The sequence below is a fragment of the Wolbachia endosymbiont (group A) of Cephus spinipes genome (assembly GCF_964026895.1).
Classification (GTDB): Bacteria; Pseudomonadota; Alphaproteobacteria; order Rickettsiales; family Anaplasmataceae; genus Wolbachia; species Wolbachia pipientis.
Map to the genome: position 1 here is coordinate 980,801 of NZ_OZ034713.1, position 17,318 is coordinate 998,118.

19 protein-coding genes and 1 pseudogene are annotated in these 17,318 nt (G+C 34.9%); 18 read left to right on the top strand and 2 right to left on the bottom strand.

The window, feature by feature from the left end:
* Nucleotides 1–21 precede the first annotated feature (21 nt).
* The 3 genes from AAGD59_RS04640 to AAGD59_RS04650 all read left to right on the top strand — a co-directional run bounded on the left by AAGD59_RS04640 (nucleotide 22) and on the right by AAGD59_RS04650 (nucleotide 1,691).
* Complete coding sequence (locus tag AAGD59_RS04640; protein WP_265024761.1) at nucleotides 22–828, top strand: helicase RepA family protein; 807 nt, start codon at nucleotides 22–24, stop codon at nucleotides 826–828.
* 31 nt (nucleotides 829–859) lie between these two features.
* Nucleotides 860–1,360 (top strand): hypothetical protein, encoded by a 501-nt coding sequence (locus tag AAGD59_RS04645; protein WP_265024762.1) that lies wholly within the window; start codon nucleotides 860–862, stop codon nucleotides 1,358–1,360.
* Nucleotides 1,361–1,463: 103 nt separating this feature from the next.
* On the top strand, nucleotides 1,464–1,691 hold the full coding sequence (locus AAGD59_RS04650) for a hypothetical protein (protein WP_265028026.1): 228 nt from the start codon (nucleotides 1,464–1,466) through the stop codon (nucleotides 1,689–1,691).
* A gap of 135 nt (nucleotides 1,692–1,826) precedes the next feature.
* On the opposite strand, the gene AAGD59_RS04655 is transcribed toward AAGD59_RS04650, so the two are convergent.
* Together AAGD59_RS04655 and AAGD59_RS04660 are read right to left on the bottom strand one after the other, a co-directional pair.
* On the bottom strand, nucleotides 1,827–2,897 hold the full coding sequence (locus AAGD59_RS04655; protein ID WP_265024763.1) for a hypothetical protein: 1,071 nt from the start codon (nucleotides 2,895–2,897) through the stop codon (nucleotides 1,827–1,829).
* A complete protein-coding gene (locus AAGD59_RS04660; protein ID WP_264375672.1) occupies nucleotides 2,857–4,092 on the bottom strand; it encodes a hypothetical protein in 1,236 nt (411 codons plus the stop codon). Before AAGD59_RS04660 ends, AAGD59_RS04655 begins: the two co-directional genes overlap by 41 nt.
* A gap of 146 nt (nucleotides 4,093–4,238) precedes the next feature.
* Between AAGD59_RS04660 and AAGD59_RS04665 the strand changes: the two genes are divergently transcribed.
* The 15 genes and pseudogenes from AAGD59_RS04665 to AAGD59_RS04735 all read left to right on the top strand — a co-directional run bounded on the left by AAGD59_RS04665 (nucleotide 4,239) and on the right by AAGD59_RS04735 (nucleotide 17,255).
* Entirely contained in the window at nucleotides 4,239–4,922 is a 684-nt protein-coding gene (locus AAGD59_RS04665) for a hypothetical protein (protein ID WP_265028025.1), read from the top strand.
* A 13-nt stretch (nucleotides 4,923–4,935) separates the two neighbouring features.
* A complete protein-coding gene (locus AAGD59_RS04670; RefSeq protein WP_265028024.1) occupies nucleotides 4,936–6,873 on the top strand; it encodes a DUF4815 domain-containing protein in 1,938 nt (645 codons plus the stop codon).
* 20 nt (nucleotides 6,874–6,893) lie between these two features.
* Nucleotides 6,894–8,090 (top strand): hypothetical protein, encoded by a 1,197-nt coding sequence (locus tag AAGD59_RS04675; protein WP_341812889.1) that lies wholly within the window; start codon nucleotides 6,894–6,896, stop codon nucleotides 8,088–8,090.
* A 4-nt stretch (nucleotides 8,091–8,094) separates the two neighbouring features.
* Nucleotides 8,095–8,289, top strand: coding sequence for a hypothetical protein (locus tag AAGD59_RS04680; RefSeq protein ID WP_065094988.1), 195 nt, complete (start codon nucleotides 8,095–8,097; stop codon nucleotides 8,287–8,289).
* Nucleotides 8,286–9,695 (top strand): hypothetical protein, encoded by a 1,410-nt coding sequence (locus AAGD59_RS04685; protein ID WP_265028023.1) that lies wholly within the window; start codon nucleotides 8,286–8,288, stop codon nucleotides 9,693–9,695. The genes AAGD59_RS04680 and AAGD59_RS04685 overlap by 4 nt, the downstream gene beginning before the upstream one ends.
* A 15-nt stretch (nucleotides 9,696–9,710) precedes the next feature.
* Nucleotides 9,711–10,271 (top strand): hypothetical protein, encoded by a 561-nt coding sequence (locus AAGD59_RS04690; protein ID WP_063631162.1) that lies wholly within the window; start codon nucleotides 9,711–9,713, stop codon nucleotides 10,269–10,271.
* Nucleotides 10,264–11,437, top strand: a pseudogene (locus AAGD59_RS04695) (phage tail sheath subtilisin-like domain-containing protein). The gene AAGD59_RS04690 and the pseudogene AAGD59_RS04695 overlap by 8 nt, the downstream one beginning before the upstream one ends.
* A gap of 11 nt (nucleotides 11,438–11,448) precedes the next feature.
* Complete coding sequence (locus tag AAGD59_RS04700; RefSeq protein ID WP_265028022.1) at nucleotides 11,449–11,955, top strand: phage major tail tube protein; 507 nt, start codon at nucleotides 11,449–11,451, stop codon at nucleotides 11,953–11,955.
* Nucleotides 11,956–12,016: 61 nt separating this feature from the next.
* Nucleotides 12,017–12,217: a hypothetical protein gene (locus AAGD59_RS04705; protein WP_007303020.1), complete on the top strand. Its 201-nt coding sequence runs from the start codon at nucleotides 12,017–12,019 to the stop codon at nucleotides 12,215–12,217.
* A 340-nt stretch (nucleotides 12,218–12,557) separates the two neighbouring features.
* The gene (locus AAGD59_RS04710) at nucleotides 12,558–12,812 is read left to right on the top strand and encodes a phage tail assembly protein (RefSeq protein ID WP_265028020.1); all 255 of its coding nucleotides are present in this window, start codon (nucleotides 12,558–12,560) and stop codon (nucleotides 12,810–12,812) included.
* A gap of 115 nt (nucleotides 12,813–12,927) precedes the next feature.
* On the top strand, nucleotides 12,928–15,198 hold the full coding sequence (locus AAGD59_RS04715) for a phage tail tape measure protein (protein ID WP_265028019.1): 2,271 nt from the start codon (nucleotides 12,928–12,930) through the stop codon (nucleotides 15,196–15,198).
* Nucleotides 15,198–15,545 carry a phage tail protein gene (locus tag AAGD59_RS04720; protein WP_047759116.1) on the top strand — a complete coding sequence of 116 codons (348 nt, stop codon included), beginning with the start codon at nucleotides 15,198–15,200 and terminating at the stop codon, nucleotides 15,543–15,545. Before AAGD59_RS04715 ends, AAGD59_RS04720 begins: the two co-directional genes overlap by 1 nt.
* A 2-nt stretch (nucleotides 15,546–15,547) precedes the next feature.
* A complete protein-coding gene (locus tag AAGD59_RS04725; protein ID WP_265028018.1) occupies nucleotides 15,548–15,757 on the top strand; it encodes a tail protein X in 210 nt (69 codons plus the stop codon).
* The gene (locus AAGD59_RS04730; protein ID WP_341812890.1) at nucleotides 15,758–16,693 is read left to right on the top strand and encodes a phage tail protein; all 936 of its coding nucleotides are present in this window, start codon (nucleotides 15,758–15,760) and stop codon (nucleotides 16,691–16,693) included.
* Between the two features lie 52 nt (nucleotides 16,694–16,745).
* Nucleotides 16,746–17,255, top strand: coding sequence for an ankyrin repeat domain-containing protein (locus AAGD59_RS04735; protein WP_265028016.1), 510 nt, complete (start codon nucleotides 16,746–16,748; stop codon nucleotides 17,253–17,255).
* Nucleotides 17,256–17,318: the final 63 nt, after the last annotated feature.

A 17,318-nucleotide genomic window follows, 5' to 3' on the forward strand; every position in this document is an offset into this window, starting at 1 on the left:
AAAAATTGGAGAATAATTATTATGGAACAAAGCTTTTTCAATATCGGTCAAAAAGTTCCCTTTTTCAGTGTGAAAGAATATTTGGATGATCAATCACCGATACCAGAAGATATAATCTCACCAAGGATTCTGACAAAAAGAGGTCTATTAGTACTGGGTGGCCCTCCTAAAATTGGCAAAAGCGATTTTCTAATTTCATGGCTCGTCCACATGGCTGCTGGTAGATCATTTCTCGGTATGACACCAAATAAACCTTTGAAAATTTTCTACATGCAAACTGAAATTGAATATGAATATATGAAAGAACGGTTGCAACAACTTCAACTGAATAAAGAGCTTTTGGACATAGCTGCCAATAACTTAATTATCACGCCAAGAGTGCAATTATCATTTAGCAGTGAAGAAATAGATGAAATCAAAAATGTTGTCAAAGAGCGTTTTAAACCTGATATTATTGCGATTGACCCTCTTCGTAACATTTTTAACTCAAGTGAATATGGCAATGAAAACGACAATAGCGCTATGTTATTCTTCTTGCAAAAAACACTTGAAAGACTGAGAAATGTTATCAATCCAGATTCAGGCATAATACTCACCCACCATACAAAAAAACTATCCAAAAAAATGTTAGAAGAAGATCCATTTCAGGGTTTAAGCGGTGCTGGATCTTTAAGAGGATTCTACAGTACTGGCATGGTGATGTTTTCTCATGATGAAGAAAGCACTACCCGTCAAATAGTATTTGAGCTTCGTAATGGTGAACGTGTACCAAACAAACTTGTCGATAAGATAAATGGCAATTGGCAACTCGTAGACCAATGGAGTTGATTCTTTTTTTACTTAATTTATAGGAGACAATATGCTAGCAGATTTTTTAACTGATTTTAATAACGCAAAACTGCAAAGCAGTTTAATACCGAAAGGTACAATAGTCAAGGTAAAAATGGCAATAAAGCCTGGAGGTTATGAGAATTGGTTCACGAAAAGCTACACTACTGGTAGCATCTATTTAAACGCTGAATTTACTGTCACTGAAGGTCCATATGCAAAACGTAAGATTTATCAAGTAATTGGTATTAAAAGTGGCAAAGCAAGCGTTGAAGGAGAAGATACTTGGGGAGAAATGGGTCGTTCTATGCTTAGAAGTATTTTAGAGTCAGCACGGAACATTCATTCAAATGACACTTCAGAAAAAGCAGTTATTGCTAGAAAAGTCAACTCTATAGCTGATTTTAATGGGTTAGAGTTTACTGCAAAAGTTGGTATTGAGGCTGATCGATATGGAGAGAAAAACAAGATTGCTACGGTTATTACTCAAGAGCAACATCAAAATACTGAGCGTGATTGGATACCTTTCTAAAGCTGCTGTGTTTATTTGAAACAATTTTTATAGATGAATAAATCCCAAAAAACACTATTGATTTAAAGAATGTCTGTCTTATTTATCGCCTGGTATTAGTGATATGAATGCTGAACAACAGGTTTCTAAAGATAAAAACGGGGATATAGCTGAATTTTTGAGTTCAATTATAAGTGACATAAACCTTGTTAAAGAATTACTTACTAAACATAAAGGAACCATACGCTGGAAGAGAGAATATGATACTGTTTTACAGTTAATTAATGAGGAAGCGAGTAAGAGACGCTTTTTTACTAAAACCCAATTTTGCTATTTTTTTGAATGGTCTTAAGAGTCATCATTCTATTCTTAGATATATTAATGCCTTAGTTACTGAAGGTTATATAAAATTTCGTGAAAAAGAAGTACCAAGAAATAACAGACGCGTTAAAGTTATGTTACCATTAGACTGTTTTTAGCAATAGGGCTAGCTAGCACTTAAGTTAATGGTAGATGGATTAAGCCGATAGCCTGACCAGTTACACGCTTGTATCACATCATCGCGTTTTATATTTAGTCCCAAGGTGCTAGCTAGCTTTTCTGCTATTGTTTTTTGCATTCTGTTAAGAGGTCTGCGTACTTGCTGTTCTGGGTCTTCAATACCTAAACTATCTGCTATTTGAATGATACTAAGAAATTTATATTCTTTAACTGCTTCCAAGTCACGCAAAAATTGTTTAAGTAATACTCTAAAGATGCGGATGCTCGAAATTGCTTGTTTGCCTATAATTTCAATGTCATTAACATAAATAGTATTATCTTCAACTTTTAATCGCAGTATCTTTTTTTCTGGAAGAGTTGTTTCTTGCAGTGGAACATAAGGGAATGCTTGAAAAGAAACATTAGGTAATAGCTCTGGTACTCCTTTTTCAACTGCTTCGCTTAGTATTTGATTTAGAGTTTGATGTTTACAAATTAAATCAGCCATGGAAACAGTGTATAGGCTTAACAATATTTTTAAGTCTGCCTTTCCAAAAGTTATAAGAACAGCAACATTAGTTCTTAACCTATCTACAGTTAAATATGACTTATCAGTACATAAAGTTGGTATAATAACGCTTACTATTTTACTTTTAAAGCTTATATGATATATCCCATTTGCCGCCTTTTCCCATATGAGCCCTATTAATAGTTTTTCAAACCAACTTATAATTTTTTCCGTATTAAGTTTAATTGAAAGCACAAGATAACGCTGTTTTTTATAAGTATCAGGAAAAATATCACGACCACAATCCTCGCAAGCTAGATCATCACACTCTTCATCAAAATCATGAGAAATGATAACCTCGTTTTTGCAATAAGGATTTTGTATATTTGGAAAATCAAGATCTAAATCATTAGCGCAAATAACGAAGTAATGCTTCTCAAGTTTAACAAAATCAATCTGGTTGAGATACTCTGCAGCATCTATATAGTTCTCATCAGGATCTACCCAGGACCTATTTACTAACATAGTATCAATATCTTGAGAGTGTTTTCGACAAAACGGTAATTCCATAGCTATCTCTAATTAAAGACTTAAAATCATCTCGTTCTTTTCTATTGAGAACATATTCTGAGTAATCAATTTCTATATAATTTGCGTATTGCGTGTCTGTCTGAAAGGATAAAGTAACTTTTTTACTTTTGAACAATACTTTGATATGCTGAACAAGCGAAACATCATGCAGTACACTACCAACCGAAGGCTCTATCTTCTGCAACCACTCTTCAATATTATCCGTGTTTAACGTAAGATTAGTTTTAGATTTAGATGGACCAAATTTCAATTCAAATAGGCGAATATCAGGTACATGTTGTTTTACACAGTCATTCAAAAAAGTACTCACTTGTGCTGTTGTATTTTGGTGGCGCATGTTAGTAAATGAACATTCTCGTTGAAAATAACAGCTTGCTATTCTATTTGCTATTTTTAATCCTTGATCAAAACTTTGAATAGATAGATTTACTTGGTTAGCATTTAAAGCAAAGTCAATAATAATTCTACTAGGTTTATAACCGTGTATTACCTTATTTGAACTCATTACCAAATCTTCATCTTTACTAGCACGTCGTATAAATAAGTAAATACTATTTTGGTAGTAAAAGAGTTCTTGAAACTGACTTTCAAAACTATCATTTTCGAATAGATCATGCTGTTTTAATATTTCCTGTATCGTACTTTTTGATAAAAAATCCTTAAATGAAGTGGACTTTTGTCTTGGAGGATTTTTTAATACGAAAGGTAAAAAACCTTTTTTCTGCACTTGATTAAAGCAGAAAATTTGTTTCAGTAAGTTATGATTAATTATAAAGAGAGTAAACAACAAGGACTTTTTGTCATATTTGTTATTTTGCAACAGAAATGATTTCAGAAGATCTTGGCTTAATACAGACTGTGCTACTTCAGCTATAGTTGTTTCTGATTTTGCACGACTAAAACGATTGACTAAGTAATAATCAAACAGAGATTCAGAAATTTTAATAAGCATCTTACGCTTTTGCTGAGTTGAAATATCATCGGATTTTTCGTAGTCTTTAAATAATTGCCTATTTTGCTTATTCTGAAAATAGTGGTTAAAAATCACACTTAATTGTCTACCAGAAAGAGAATTAAGCCAACTTTCACGTAAACTTGGATTTTGAAAGTCCTTAAGCAAAAAGGATACTGGCATTTCTAAATTATTTTCCCAAAATTCCTCACTAGCTATCATATATCTAAAAGTAAATATATTATGTCTAAAATAGATTAAAGATTAGTCAACAAAAATTTATTATGAAATAAAAGAAGAATTTTCCTAAAAAAACTGAACAGTTTTTGTAATTTTGGTGAATATATATACAGGGGTCAAACTTTAAAATGTCAATACTCACACAATCAGGAAGAGCAGCAATAGCAGCAAGTATAAAAGAGCAGTCTATCCACCTTGCTTGGGGAACAGGTGATACGAGCTGGGAAAGTAGCCATCAGGTCGAAAAAGTTTTTATTGAGGGTGAAATAGCTCTAGATTACCACACTATTAAAGATGTAAGGGTTTTTACAGGACAAACAGTGTATCAATCCAGTATTGACTATATAGTTGAGAGCAGTAGTGGTATAATAAAACGTACGAAAAACAGCTCTATTGTAGAGAATAGTACAGTAACTATAGAATACATTCAAGACACACCACCAGAGTCCATTACATCTCAAAAACTGCTCAATGAGCTTGGCAGACGTACTGCAGATGAAGTGCTATTCTGCACAGGTGATGAAAACGGCGAACTTATAACTCCTTCTGGAAGGTTTAGGCCCTCAAATGTACCAACTAATAATCTTTTTCTCAAATTTACTTTCGATTTCACGGACGCAGCAAATCAAGTTATCAGGGAACTCGGGGTTATGGTTGGTACAAAGGTAAAGGAGAAAGCACCTCCTGGACAGAGATATTTTGAGCCAAAAGACGTGGAAAATCCTGGAATTTTGTTAGTTTTAGAACACACGGTACCACTGATCAGAACCGCAGCAACCCGGGAAACTTTTGCCTTTGTCGTTACATTCTGAAGAGGGGAAAAGAATGACTTTGAATAGCTATTATAATCGCTTTAATCCTGACAAAGAATACGAAAAAAGCTTATTTCTTGCAGGAAGAGGTCTACAGTCTGCAGAACTAAACGAGACTCAGGAATATGCTCTCTCTAAGCTTAAAGGTATAGGCGATGCAATATTTCGTGATGGTGATGTTATAACAGGAAGCAATTGTATTATAGATAGAGAAACTGGTAAAGTTACGCTTGAATCAGGAAAAATCTATCTTCGTGGAGCAGTTAGAAAAGTCGAAAAAGAAGAATTTTTTATTCCACTGAGTACCACAGTTCGCATAGGTGTTTATTATGTAGAATCTACGATTACAGAACTTGAGGATGAAAACCTTCGTGATCCTGCTGTTGGTACAAGAAACTATCAGGAAGTAGGAGCAGCAAGGCTTAAAGTTTCCACCATTTGGGGTTATCAATCTGATGGTGTTTCTTCCCCTTTTTCTGTAAATGGAGAATTTTATCCAATTTACCATATTGAAAATGGAGTATTAATAGAACATTCACCGCCACCACAAGCAAATATAGTAACTACTGCTCTTGCTCGTTATGACAAAGAAGCAAATGGTTCCTATGTCGTAAATGGCCTTGAAGTAATGTTCCTGCAAAAGGAAGTGGGAGAAAGAGGAAAAAAAATATTTGTGATTAATGAGGGCAAAGCTCATGTTGATGGCTATGAGATTGAACTTCCTCACAGTATTCGTGTTTCTTTTGATGAAGATCCGGATATAAAATCAGTTGAATCAGAACCACATACTTTTCAGCCAAATAGCCAAAGAGTAATGGAACTGAAGGTTAATGATTTTCCAATAAGTGAAATTAAAAAAGTAGATATAACTGTTCAAAAAACCATTACCATTACTCATGGTTCATATTCTGGAGCTATTGATCCGATACCTGATTCTGCAGTACTTGAGATTATTCAAGTTAAACAAGGCAATGTTATTTATGAAAATAGTATAGACTATAAGTTAAATGCAGGAAACGTTGATTGGTCATTACCAGGCAAAGAACCAGCTCCTGGAAGTAGTTATCAAATAACCTATCGCTGCCGCACTCATGTAAGCCCTGAAGATATAAGTGAAGAGGGATGTAAAGTAAGAGGTGCAGTTGATAACAGCTTGGTTCTGGTTGATTACACCTGGAAAATGCCCCGCTATGATTTAATTACTATCGATAGCAAAGGGGTGGTAAGAAGAATAAAAGGAATTTCTCACCCTTGGCGACCATCAATGCCAAAAGCACCTAACGGACAACTTTTGCTCTGCTATATTCATCAGACATGGAAAGAAGGCGAAAAAGAAGGGGTAAAAATAGTGAATAATGCTATTCATGCAGTGCCCATGAATGAGCTTGAAGCAATGAAGAAGGGAATAAATGATCTTTATGCGCTGGTTGCAGAGGAACGTTTACGCAGTGATGCAAATTCAAGAGAACCTACCACCAAAAAAGGAGTATTTGTAGATCCATTCTTTGATGATGATATGCGCGATCAAGGAATCTCACAGTCTGCAGCAATAGTAAACAAGGAATTAATTTTACCAATAGATGTAACGATTGCTGATATTGATGGAGGAGAAAAAACTTATTTGTTGCCGTATGAACTTGAACCGGTACTGGAGCAGCTTTTACAGACCAAAGGAGAAAAGATCAATCCATATCAAGCTTTTGATCCAGTCCCGGCACAAATTACTCTAAATAAAAATATAGATCACTGGACAGAGGTTACCACGAATTGGAAAAGTCCAGTAACAAGAGTATTTAATGTTAAAGAAACAACAGAGCTGCTGTCAAGTACCTCATACGAAGCTGAATTTATGAGAGAAGCAGTACAGAATTTTGAAATTGAAGGTTTTGAGCCAAGTGAGGAGCTTAAAGAGATAAAGTTTGATGGAATTTTTATTCAACCTCAAGCATAGAAAATATTTGAAAGAAAAACATGAACGCAACATTCATTGCAGATAATCAGGGAAAAGTAAGAGGAAAAATAAAAATACCAGCGGATATTCCAGCCGGTACTAAATTAGTGCAGTTCTTCGGTGATAAAGGCAGTTATGGAGAAGCAACTTATACTGGTAAAAAAACTATTACCATAGAAGAAAGAAGAAGAGTTATCGCGGCAAGAAGAGTTGATCCTTTAGCGCAAACATTTACTTTAAATGAAAGTAGGCACATAGGAGGCGTGGAACTATGGTTTGTAAATAAAGGCAAAAAACGTGTTGTTGTGCAGATTAGAGAAACAGCAGTGGGAATGCCCTCGCAGACTGTCATTGCTGAAAGTTATGTTGAGCCAAAAGATATAAAGATAGATGGCACAGCAACACGTATAGAGTGGTCACCAGTGTTTTGCCATGCAGGACAAGAGTATGCAATAGTGCTACTCACTGATGATGCAGATACTGCAGTAAAAATAGCAGAACTTGGCAAATATGATACAGTAAATATTCGTTGGGTAACAAGTCAACCATATCAAGTAGGAGTATTACTTTCATCAAGCAATGCAAGTACCTGGACTCCACATCAGAACTTAGATTTAACGTTTCGGCTTTTGGCTGCAAAATTTAGCGAAGTTTCTCACATTATTGATCTTGGCAAGGTTACTGCAAATAACGTATCAGATTTAATTGTTTTGACGAACGTCGAAAAAGTAGCATTTGATACCAATGTGGAATTTATTTTAACAGATGAAGAAGGAAAAGAAAATTTTTTGTCTGATAATTTGCCGCTCGCACTGCGTGAAAGAATAAATGGGGAATTAACGGTAAAAGCAAGCCTAAAAGGAGGGCGAGAAAAAAGTCCAGTTCTTTATCCTGGGTTACAGCTAGTTATGGGTAATATAGGGGAAAAAGGAGATTATGTTACAAGAAGCATTACAGCAGGAGCTAACACTAAGATTACCATAACATATGATGCGCTAATACCTGGCACTGCAGACGTAAAAGCATATGTGCAGAAAAGCGTCAAAGAATGGCAGCTAGTAAATTTAACCTCGGGAAAACCAATAGGGGAAAATTGGGTAGAGAGAACTCATGTGCTAACAAACTTTAATGGTAATGAGACAAGGATAAAATTAGTTTTAAGTGGAACAGTTGTCTATCGTCCTAAAGTCAAAAATTTGCGAGTGATTATTACTTAAATCAATGCCAAATGACCAAAGCAAACGAGGATATACACTACCACATCCAGAAAATATTGCTGTGCAGGATGTTGTTCGTATCCGTACCACAATTGAGAAAATAGATGAAGATATTACCGAAAGAGAAGATGAGCATAATCAACTTAAGAGTAATTTTGAGCGGTTTAATTTTGAGACTTTTTTAAATTTTTGGAAATGAAAGAAGCAATATACCAAAGGATAAAGGATTTAGCAGCAAACAGCACACCTAATCAATTGGCATATCTTGCAAAATCGCTGGAATTGATAGCAGATAAAAAAGCTATTTCTAATATTGTGCAAATGGCTAAAATAAAAGAAATAATTGACGCACTACAGAGAAGGCTTAAGGATTTAGCGGCAAATAGTACACCAGATCAATTAGCATATCTTGCTAAAGCACTTGAATCAATAATCGGCAAAAGTTCAGTTTCTGAAATTGTACAGATGACAGATGGTAAGTTAAATGAACTTTTAAGCGCTGCAAGGACGCACTTAAGTGACATAAATAGCAATAAGGAAAATTCAATATCGGCGATAACTGTAGCAAAGACAAAGTCTGTAAATGAGATCAATACGCTAAAAACTAATACCTTGGATACTTTAAAAGCATCATCAGATTCACATATATCACTACTTGATACAAGAAAGAATGCCAATATTGCAGCAATAAACAGTGTTGGCAATGATCATAAAGATGGTCTAAAAGGTTTAGTGAATAACTTCCGTACTGTTAATGATGTACCAAGCGGCTCATCAATCATGAAAGAAGTAAGAAATCGTCATATGATTGAACCTGGAGCATTACCTTTTTTATTTGGTGTACTAAGTAGAAAAAATAATTACTTTGGCCACGGAACTTTTACAACTGAGCTTGGTCAGTGGAGTAGTGATGTAACAAAAACAGACTATATGCTACAACTACTAGCAGGTACTCACACATATGATACAAGCTATGTTAGTTTTTATCGGCCAAGACAACTCAGTTTTTTAGAAGGAAGTAAAGGTACATTTATCTATGGAGAATCATACCCAAGATTCATGTATGATGGATTTTCGGAGCAATTCAATATGCTGAAATACCCTTATGCTGCATTGGGAGTAATATTCGTAAAAAACACAAGTAATGTAGATATAAGTAAAACTCTAAACTTTGTTGGATCTGCAATGTGGTATAAAGATGAAGTTAATTATGGAGGAGCAGGATTATTTATAGGTACACCTGATAAAACTAATACAAGGAAGTCAGAGATTTCGAGAATTACTTGGACACGTATTTACCAGCATGAAATTAGCAGTCCTGAATTTATTGCATCAGGTAACATAATCATTCCAGCAGGAAAAACCGTTACAGTGTTACTTTATACGTCATCTAATCTTCACTCAGAAGGTGAAAGAGTTGGTGAGACACCTGAGTTCTTTGCAAGTGAGCACACGTATAGCACAATCTATGGTCAATTTATTCAGTGGGGAATATATAACTTTCGCAGCAATTTTCTGACTACAGGACTTGAAATAGATGTAGAGAGAACACTAAGAGCGTGGCAATGCCCAGGATTAGATGCCACTCATAAAATTTGGAATTAAAAACGGAGAAAACCAATGCCAATTTATATTAGATTTGAACATAACAAACAAGTAGAAACAACAACGCTTGAAAGTAAGCCAACTGGAAATGATTGGTATGAAGCGCCAAAGAATTTCGACTGGCAAAAGAGTTATCAGTTAACAGAAGGAGGAGAAATTGCTCAGCGTACTAAAGAAGATATACAAAAGGAGTTACTGGATAATGCGAAGCTTTGTGCATTTGATAGTATGCGTTTCTATTATGATAATCATACTCACCAATATGCAGGTTATTCTCACCAAAAAGCTAAATCTTATGAGATTCAAGCGGAAGCCGCAAAAAGCATTCTAGCAGCACCAGAATCTATAGATGAAAAGGATAAAGAAATTATAGAGCCTTTAGCAAAAGTCCGTGGTATTACAATTATCGAAATGGCAAGAATAATTGAAGAAAAAGTAAAAAAAGCAGTAAAAGAAATAATTAAATGTGAAGAGTTGGAAGACATTACCAAGAAGAAAATTGCAGAAGCCAAAAGTGAAAATGAGCTACAGACTTTGCTCGATGATTTCAGGAAAAAAATACAAAGAAATGGCTGAAGAATTTTTACACGGAGTAAATGTTATTGAGGTAACCTCAGGAGCAAAGACAGTACGTACAGCTAAATCATCAGTGATAGGTGTAATTGGTACTGCTCCTGAAGCAGATGAGCAAAAATTTCCACTGAATAAAGCCAGTGTTAATTGCAGGAAGCTTAAAAGAGGCTGCGAAGCTTGGTAAAACAGGTACCCTTCCACAAGCAGTAAGCTCTATCTTTACACAAGTTGGTGCAACAGTAGTAGTAATTCGAGTTAAAGAAAGTGAAAACAGTGATCCAAAATTAAAAGAAGAAGAGACGCTGAAGAATATAATTGGCGGTGTTGATAAAGAAACCGGAGAATATCAGGGAATTGAGGCATTTCTCAGCAGTGAAAGCATAGTTCATGTTGCTCCAAGAATATTAATTGCACCTCAGTTTACTCATCAGTTACCTGAAATAGATGGAGTAAATCCAGTAGTGAGTGCTTTAATTTCCATAGCAGAAAAATTAAGAGCAATTATTGTTGCAGACGGACCAAATACTGTTGATGAAGAAGCAATCAAATGGAGAAAAAGTGTAGGCAGCTCAAGAGTTTACGTAGTTGATCCATGGGTTAAAGTATTTATTGAAGAAGAAATTTTGCCTCCAAGTCCGTTTGTTGCAGGATTAATTGCAAAAATTGACAATGAGCATGGGTTTTGGCACTCACCTTCAAATCAAGAGATAAATGGTATTGTTGGAACAAGCAGGCCTATTGATTTTACGCTCGGTAATACAAATTGCAGAGCAAACCACTTAAATGAAAATGAAGTAACAACGATAATTCATCAAAACGGCTATAGGCTTTGGGGAAATAGAACATGTTCAAATGACTCAAAATGGGCTTTTCTGTCAGTGAGAAGGACTGCAGATTTAATCAATGATAGTCTACTTCGAGCTCATTTATGGGCAGTTGATCGCAATATCACCAAAACTTATATAGATGATGTGATTGAGGGGGTGAATTCTTATTTGGCCAATTTAAAAGCGCAAGGAGCTATTATCAGTGGAAAATGTTATGCAACTCCCGAACTCAATACACCGGCAAATATTGCAAGCGGGAAAGTGTATTTTGACTTCGAGTTTACACCACCGTATCCGGCTGAGCAAATAATATTCAGATCTCATCTTGTAAATATAAGTTAGGAGAAAGCAAAGTGTTACCAAAAATACTGAGAAATTTTAACGTATTCGTTGATGGTCGTGGTTATGCAGGAAAAATAGATGAAGTAACCTTGCCAAAGCTCACCATTAAAACAGATGAATATAGAGCTGGTGGTATGGATATTCCAATAAATATTGACATGGGTATGGAAAAGTTAGAAGCAGATTTCACTTTTGCTGAATACGATACAGAGCTCTTTCGGCTATTTGGGTTGATAAATGGAAATTCGGTATCTTTGACGCTCAGAGGTGGATTACAAGGCAGCGGAAGCAATGATATTGAAGGAGTAATTATCAACCTCAGGGGCATATTCAAAGAATTTGACTTTGGTAGCTGGAAACCTGCTGAAAAAGCAACGCTGAAGTGTACTGTAGCTGCTCATTACTATAAACTTACTATAGGTGGTAATGAACTGATAGAGATCGATGCTGAAAATATGATAAGAAAGATAAATGGTGTTGATCAAATGGCCTTGCTACAAACGATTCTAGGGATCTAATATGGTTGACAAAATTACATAAAAATGTTAAAATATAAGAAGTTGTAGGTATATAGTTAATATGGATTCTAAAGCTCATACAAATTCCATAGAGCAGCTAACTGGTTTACTTGTTAGTGTAGCACAATCTCAGGACAAGTCCGTTTTAAAGTTATTAACTGAATTAATGGAAGAAGAAATTGAAGATATGGAATTATCTAAGATTGCTGACGAACGCTATAAAGAAAAGAGGGTTAAACATCAAGATGCCTTCTGGGATTAAGCCTTACAATATAGACTATTCAGAATCTGTTATAAAGAGAGACATTCCGGCTCTTCCAGCAAAAGTAAAGTTAATGATTAAGAAGGCAATAATGGAGCGTCTAACAGTTGATCCAATTGGACTTGGAAAGCCATTAAAGCATAACTTAAGTGGACAACGTAGTCTACGGGTGAGGTATACTTTATTATATAGATGTACCAGAACATACAGTAGTTATTACTTCAATTGAACACAGAAAAGATTCTTATCAAAGCTAATCCTATTTATAGCACCATACAAAGAAATTAGTTATGTAAAAGCCGATATAGACTTTTATTTAATTAACTTTTTAAGGAGGAACATGCAAGCTATAACACTTAATAACCCAATAACAGTTGACGGGATTTCTGTCTCAGAATTATCGATGCGTGAACCTAAAGTAAGAGATTTACTTGCTATAGAACGCATAGAAGGCGAAGCTTTAAAAGAAGTAGCTTTAATTGCTAATCTAGCATCAGTACCAAAAGAAGTAGTTGAAGATTTATGTATTAAAGATTATGTAGAAATACAGAAGGTGCTAAAAGGTTTTTTGTCGCCGCTGGAACAGAGGAGTTAAGATTCAATATTTTAAAACTTAGCTCAACAACAGGAAGTGGAATTGAGCAAATTATTAATATGAGTATAAAAGAGTTTCTAAAGTGGTTAGAAGTAAGTGAAGGAGTAACAAAAAAATGTCAATGCTTTCAATAAAAATAGGTGCAACGTTAGATGGCAGTTTTAATAATGCAATGACAGGTAGTGCAGCAAAGCTTTCTAAGTTGGGTGATAGTATAAAGCAGCTTGATTCGTCAATGAAATCGGTTTCCAAATTTAAGCAACTAAATCATGATGCCCTTGAAGCTATGAAGAATTGGAAGGAAGCGGAGAAGAAAGCAAAAGAATCAGCCGCAGCAATTGCTAAAGAGAAGAAGGAAAAAAAAGAGCCAAGCAAAGCACTGAGAAATGAATTTGAAAAATTGAAAGCATCAGCATCAAAGGCAAAAGAGGCTTATATTAAAAAGAGAGATACACTTCACACATTGAATGAAGAAATCAGGAAAAGTGGAAAGGATATTAAATCTTTAGTGAGGGATCAAACTAAACTTGGTTCATCTATTGAAGTACTTAAAGGAAAATACAGTAAATTAGGATCTGTAATACAAAAACAGCAAAATGCTTTGGCAAAAAAAGCGCATTATAGATCACAAGTAATGGAAACTATAGGACTAGGTCTTTCACTTGCAGCACCAATTAAAGTTGCGATTGACTTTGAAAGTGCTATGGCTGATGTTAAAAAGGTAGTAAATTTCAAGGATGGAACAAATGAAGCCGAAGAATTTGCTCAAAAATTGAAGAAATTATCCCGTGAAATACCATTATCAGCTGCAGAGTTAGCACAAATAGCTGCAAGTGGTGGACAGCTTGGTATCAACAAAGGTAAGCTGCTTGAATTTACCACAACAGTAGCTAAAATGGCCACAGCATTTGATATGTCTGCCGAACAAGCTGGTGATTCCATAGCTAAACTCGCTAACATTTATGGAATTGCAGTAGAGAAGATGGAAGGAGTTGGTGATGTTATAAATTACCTATCAGATAATACTGCAGCTAAGGCAAACGATATGATTGAAGCACTTGCTAGAGTGGGTGGTAATGCAAAACAATTTGGTTTAGATATTAATCAGACAAGTAGTTTAGTAAATGCCTTCATTAGTTTAGGTAAACAACCTGAAAAAGCAGCAACTGCTGTCAATGCTCTGCTTTCTAAACTTCAAACTGCTGAAGGGCAAGGAAAAGAGTTCAAAGCAGCATTGGAATCGATAGGTATCACTGCAGAGGAAATGTCACAAAAGGTTGCTGAAAACGGGCAAAACGCTCTACTTTATTTTTTTGAAACTCTAGAAAAAGTAGATAGACAGGAACGTTCACAAATCCTTCTCAATCTCTTTGGTCAAGAATATCAAGATGATATTGCATTGATAGTTGGAAGTTTGGAAGAATATAAAAAAGCAATAGATTTTGTGGCTGATAAAGAAAAGTATAACAAATCTATGCAAAAGGAATTTAATAACCGTGCAAGTACTACAGCAAATAATTTACAGCTGCTTAAAAATACAATAGCAGAGCTAGGAATGAACTTAGGGTCAGTTATGCTACCTCCTTTAAATTGGATAAGTAAGATTTTGAGGTCTATATCTACAGGTATAGCTTGGTTCGCAGAGAAGTGTCCAATTTTAACTACAGGAGTTATGAGCATAATTTCAGCTCTTATTATTGGCAAGATTGCAGTGGTAGGTTTTGGTTATGCATTTGCATTGGCTGGAGGTGGAATATTAACTTTTAAGGCTATTTTGCAGGGAACACTCTTGCCAGTATTAACTTCGTTATCAGCTCGAGTAATTCCAGCAGTAATCATGGGACTGAAAGCCTTAACGTTAACCAATCCTATAGGAGCTGCTGTTGCTGGACTATCAGCTGGTGCAGCGCTTGTAATCTCTAATTGGCAAAAGGTGAAGGACTTTTTTTCAAGTATCTGGAAATCAATTGCAAAACCTATAGAAAATTGGATTAGTTTGGGAAAATTGTTTAATGATAATCCAATAAAAGCATTAGAGAAGCCAGTAAAAGCAAAAATAGGCGGTACAACTAGTAAAAATAATGTTTTTAGCAAAGGAAATCCTTTACTGCACAATAATGCTTTTAGTGGAATTTCGAATAGTAGAACGAATATTGAAAGTGCTAGCGTGATTACAGAAAAAAGTTCTGTAGGAAATAATTCAGAGAAAGTTTTAAAAGACTCTGAAAAGTGTGAACAAAAAATTTTCAATCAAACTTTTACATTTAATATAAGTATTAAAGCAGAACCTAACCAAGATGTACGTAGTCTTGCTGATGCAGTAATAAAAAGAATAAGGGAAAAATCACGTGACGTTCTATTTGATTCAATAGAGCCGATTTACTAATGCTATCGTTTGGTCAACATAAGCTTTCTCCAACAAGAGTAAGGTACAGTAAAGAAAATCGTTGGAGTACTATTGAGTGCATTGGTAAAATACCTTCATTACAAAATATTGGCCAAGGCACAGAAAATATAGACTTAGAAGGAGTAATTTATTTCCATAATCTCAATGATTTAAATCAATTAAAAAGTATGAAAGAAGCAGAAGAACCACATACTTTAGTAGACAGTTTAGGTAATGTTTTAGGGAGGTTTGTGATTGTACGGATAGAGAAAAAACAAACATCATTTTTTCCTTGTGGATTACCAAAAAAGGTTGAGTTTAGTTTAAGTTTGAGGAGATTTAACTAAAAATGGCAACATATTACTGGAGTAAGGAAGGAGAGATGATAGATCTAATTTGCTGGAGGCATTATGGAGCAACTAGAGGAGTAGTGGAAGTAGTTTTAGAGGCTAATCCTGGTCTTGCGGAGTATAGTGGTTCTTTGCCATCTGGGTTAAGGATTAAACTGCCTTTAATACAAAAGCAATTAAAAAAATCGAAGTTAAAAGTGTGGGAATAAATGAAACCTGAATTTAGCATTGAAGGAATAAAAGATCATGTAATATCGGTGCATCTTGCTGATGAATCTGGTACTATAGATGATGTCGCAGAGGTATGTGTTGATTATGGAAATGAAAATGTAGAAATTCCAAATGAATTGAACATAGCACTAGGTTATAAGGAAACGGGAATCTTTCCAATGGGTGTATATACAGTCAATGAAGTTACGATACAAGGCCCACCTAAGACCCTACTAATAAAAGCTCATGCAACAAATTTAAGAATATCTTTAAAAGCAAAGGTATCAAAAGAATGGCATCAAATTACCATAGAAAACTTAGTGAAAGAAATAGCTCAAAAACATGGATATGGATATAAAGTTGCTGAGGAATTTAAGAATGTATTAATACTCCATATTAATCAGGCAGATGAAAGTGATATAAGTCTGTTAACAAAGATCGCAACAGAGCGTGAAGCAATGGCAAAATTAGCTGGTGGGTATATATTGTTTATTTCAAAGAATATGGCAAAATCAGCCACAGGAAAAGCTTTAGGAACAACGACTATTAGACCTCAAGACACAATTAATTGGAAAGTGCATTTTACCGTACGTGATAAGTATAATTCAGTAGTAGCAAAATGGCACAGCTATGAAAAGGGTGAAACTATTAAAGAAACAGTTGGTAGCGGCGAGCCAAGTTATATTATGCTGGAACTTCACTCAAATGCAAAGTCAGCACTAAGTGCAGCAAATGCTAAGTTTAAGCAACTACAGCGTAATAATGAAACTTTAGAAATGACAATCCCAGGTAATCCGGAGTTATTTGCAGAAGCTAAACTTAATCTTATAGGTTTTAATCAAGCAGTAGATGGTGAATGGATAGTTAATAGAGCGGAGCATACTTTAAATAGCTCAGGTTACCTTACTATGTTGTCAGCATCTTTGAGTAAGTAATGTTAATAAAAAATGAGTAAATGATCTATTTAATATTAAAAAGATGTTGAATATGGATAAATTGGGTCAAGATACAAAAAACAAGCTGCATTTTTGGTGGCTTATAACAGTAATAGTATGTATTATTGCTACCTATTCCTACATGAAGGCAAAAGCTGAAGGTAATTATAAAACGATACTACGCATTGCTTCTCAAAATTGTAACTTAGATGTAGTAAAGTTTTCAGTAGAAAATTTATTAAGTGTGAACACACAAGTTCCTAAATTAACAGCATTACATCATGCATCTGATTCAGGATGCTTGAAAGTTACTAAATTTTTAGTATACCAAGGAGCTGACATTAGTGCATTAGGTGAAAATGAAAGATGGACAGCATTACATTTTGCTGCATTAGAAGGGCACTTAGAAGTAGTGAGTTTTTTACTGGAAAGAGGTGCAAATCCTAATGTTAGAGATAGAAGTGGAAAAAACCCTCGAGATGTAGCTGTAATAGAATCAAGGCAAAACAAAGACAAGCCCTACGATCAAATAATAAAGCTACTTGCAGAAGCAGAGAACTGATAACATAAAGAAATCACTAAAGCTGTAAGTTTTCTATAATCTATATATAAACTTCTCAAGCTA

What these genes read in the sequence shown, in the direction of transcription:
- AAGD59_RS04640 (WP_265024761.1), top strand. Translation starts at nt 22, where the DNA reads ATGGAACAAAGCTTTTTCAATATCGGTCAAAAAGTTCCCTTTTTCAGT.
- AAGD59_RS04645 (WP_265024762.1), top strand. Translation starts at nt 860, where the DNA reads ATGCTAGCAGATTTTTTAACTGATTTTAATAACGCAAAACTGCAAAGC.
- AAGD59_RS04650 (WP_265028026.1), top strand. Translation starts at nt 1,464, where the DNA reads ATGAATGCTGAACAACAGGTTTCTAAAGATAAAAACGGGGATATAGCT.
- AAGD59_RS04655 (WP_265024763.1), bottom strand. Translation starts at nt 2,897, where the DNA reads ATGGAATTACCGTTTTGTCGAAAACACTCTCAAGATATTGATACTATG.
- AAGD59_RS04660 (WP_264375672.1), bottom strand. Translation starts at nt 4,092, where the DNA reads ATGATAGCTAGTGAGGAATTTTGGGAAAATAATTTAGAAATGCCAGTA.
- AAGD59_RS04665 (WP_265028025.1), top strand. Translation starts at nt 4,239, where the DNA reads ATGTCAATACTCACACAATCAGGAAGAGCAGCAATAGCAGCAAGTATA.
- AAGD59_RS04670 (WP_265028024.1), top strand. Translation starts at nt 4,936, where the DNA reads ATGACTTTGAATAGCTATTATAATCGCTTTAATCCTGACAAAGAATAC.
- AAGD59_RS04675 (WP_341812889.1), top strand. Translation starts at nt 6,894, where the DNA reads ATGAACGCAACATTCATTGCAGATAATCAGGGAAAAGTAAGAGGAAAA.
- AAGD59_RS04680 (WP_065094988.1), top strand. Translation starts at nt 8,095, where the DNA reads ATGCCAAATGACCAAAGCAAACGAGGATATACACTACCACATCCAGAA.
- AAGD59_RS04685 (WP_265028023.1), top strand. Translation starts at nt 8,286, where the DNA reads ATGAAAGAAGCAATATACCAAAGGATAAAGGATTTAGCAGCAAACAGC.
- AAGD59_RS04690 (WP_063631162.1), top strand. Translation starts at nt 9,711, where the DNA reads ATGCCAATTTATATTAGATTTGAACATAACAAACAAGTAGAAACAACA.
- AAGD59_RS04705 (WP_007303020.1), top strand. Translation starts at nt 12,017, where the DNA reads ATGGATTCTAAAGCTCATACAAATTCCATAGAGCAGCTAACTGGTTTA.
- AAGD59_RS04710 (WP_265028020.1), top strand. Translation starts at nt 12,558, where the DNA reads ATGCAAGCTATAACACTTAATAACCCAATAACAGTTGACGGGATTTCT.
- AAGD59_RS04715 (WP_265028019.1), top strand. Translation starts at nt 12,928, where the DNA reads ATGTCAATGCTTTCAATAAAAATAGGTGCAACGTTAGATGGCAGTTTT.
- AAGD59_RS04720 (WP_047759116.1), top strand. Translation starts at nt 15,198, where the DNA reads ATGCTATCGTTTGGTCAACATAAGCTTTCTCCAACAAGAGTAAGGTAC.
- AAGD59_RS04725 (WP_265028018.1), top strand. Translation starts at nt 15,548, where the DNA reads ATGGCAACATATTACTGGAGTAAGGAAGGAGAGATGATAGATCTAATT.
- AAGD59_RS04730 (WP_341812890.1), top strand. Translation starts at nt 15,758, where the DNA reads ATGAAACCTGAATTTAGCATTGAAGGAATAAAAGATCATGTAATATCG.
- AAGD59_RS04735 (WP_265028016.1), top strand. Translation starts at nt 16,746, where the DNA reads ATGGATAAATTGGGTCAAGATACAAAAAACAAGCTGCATTTTTGGTGG.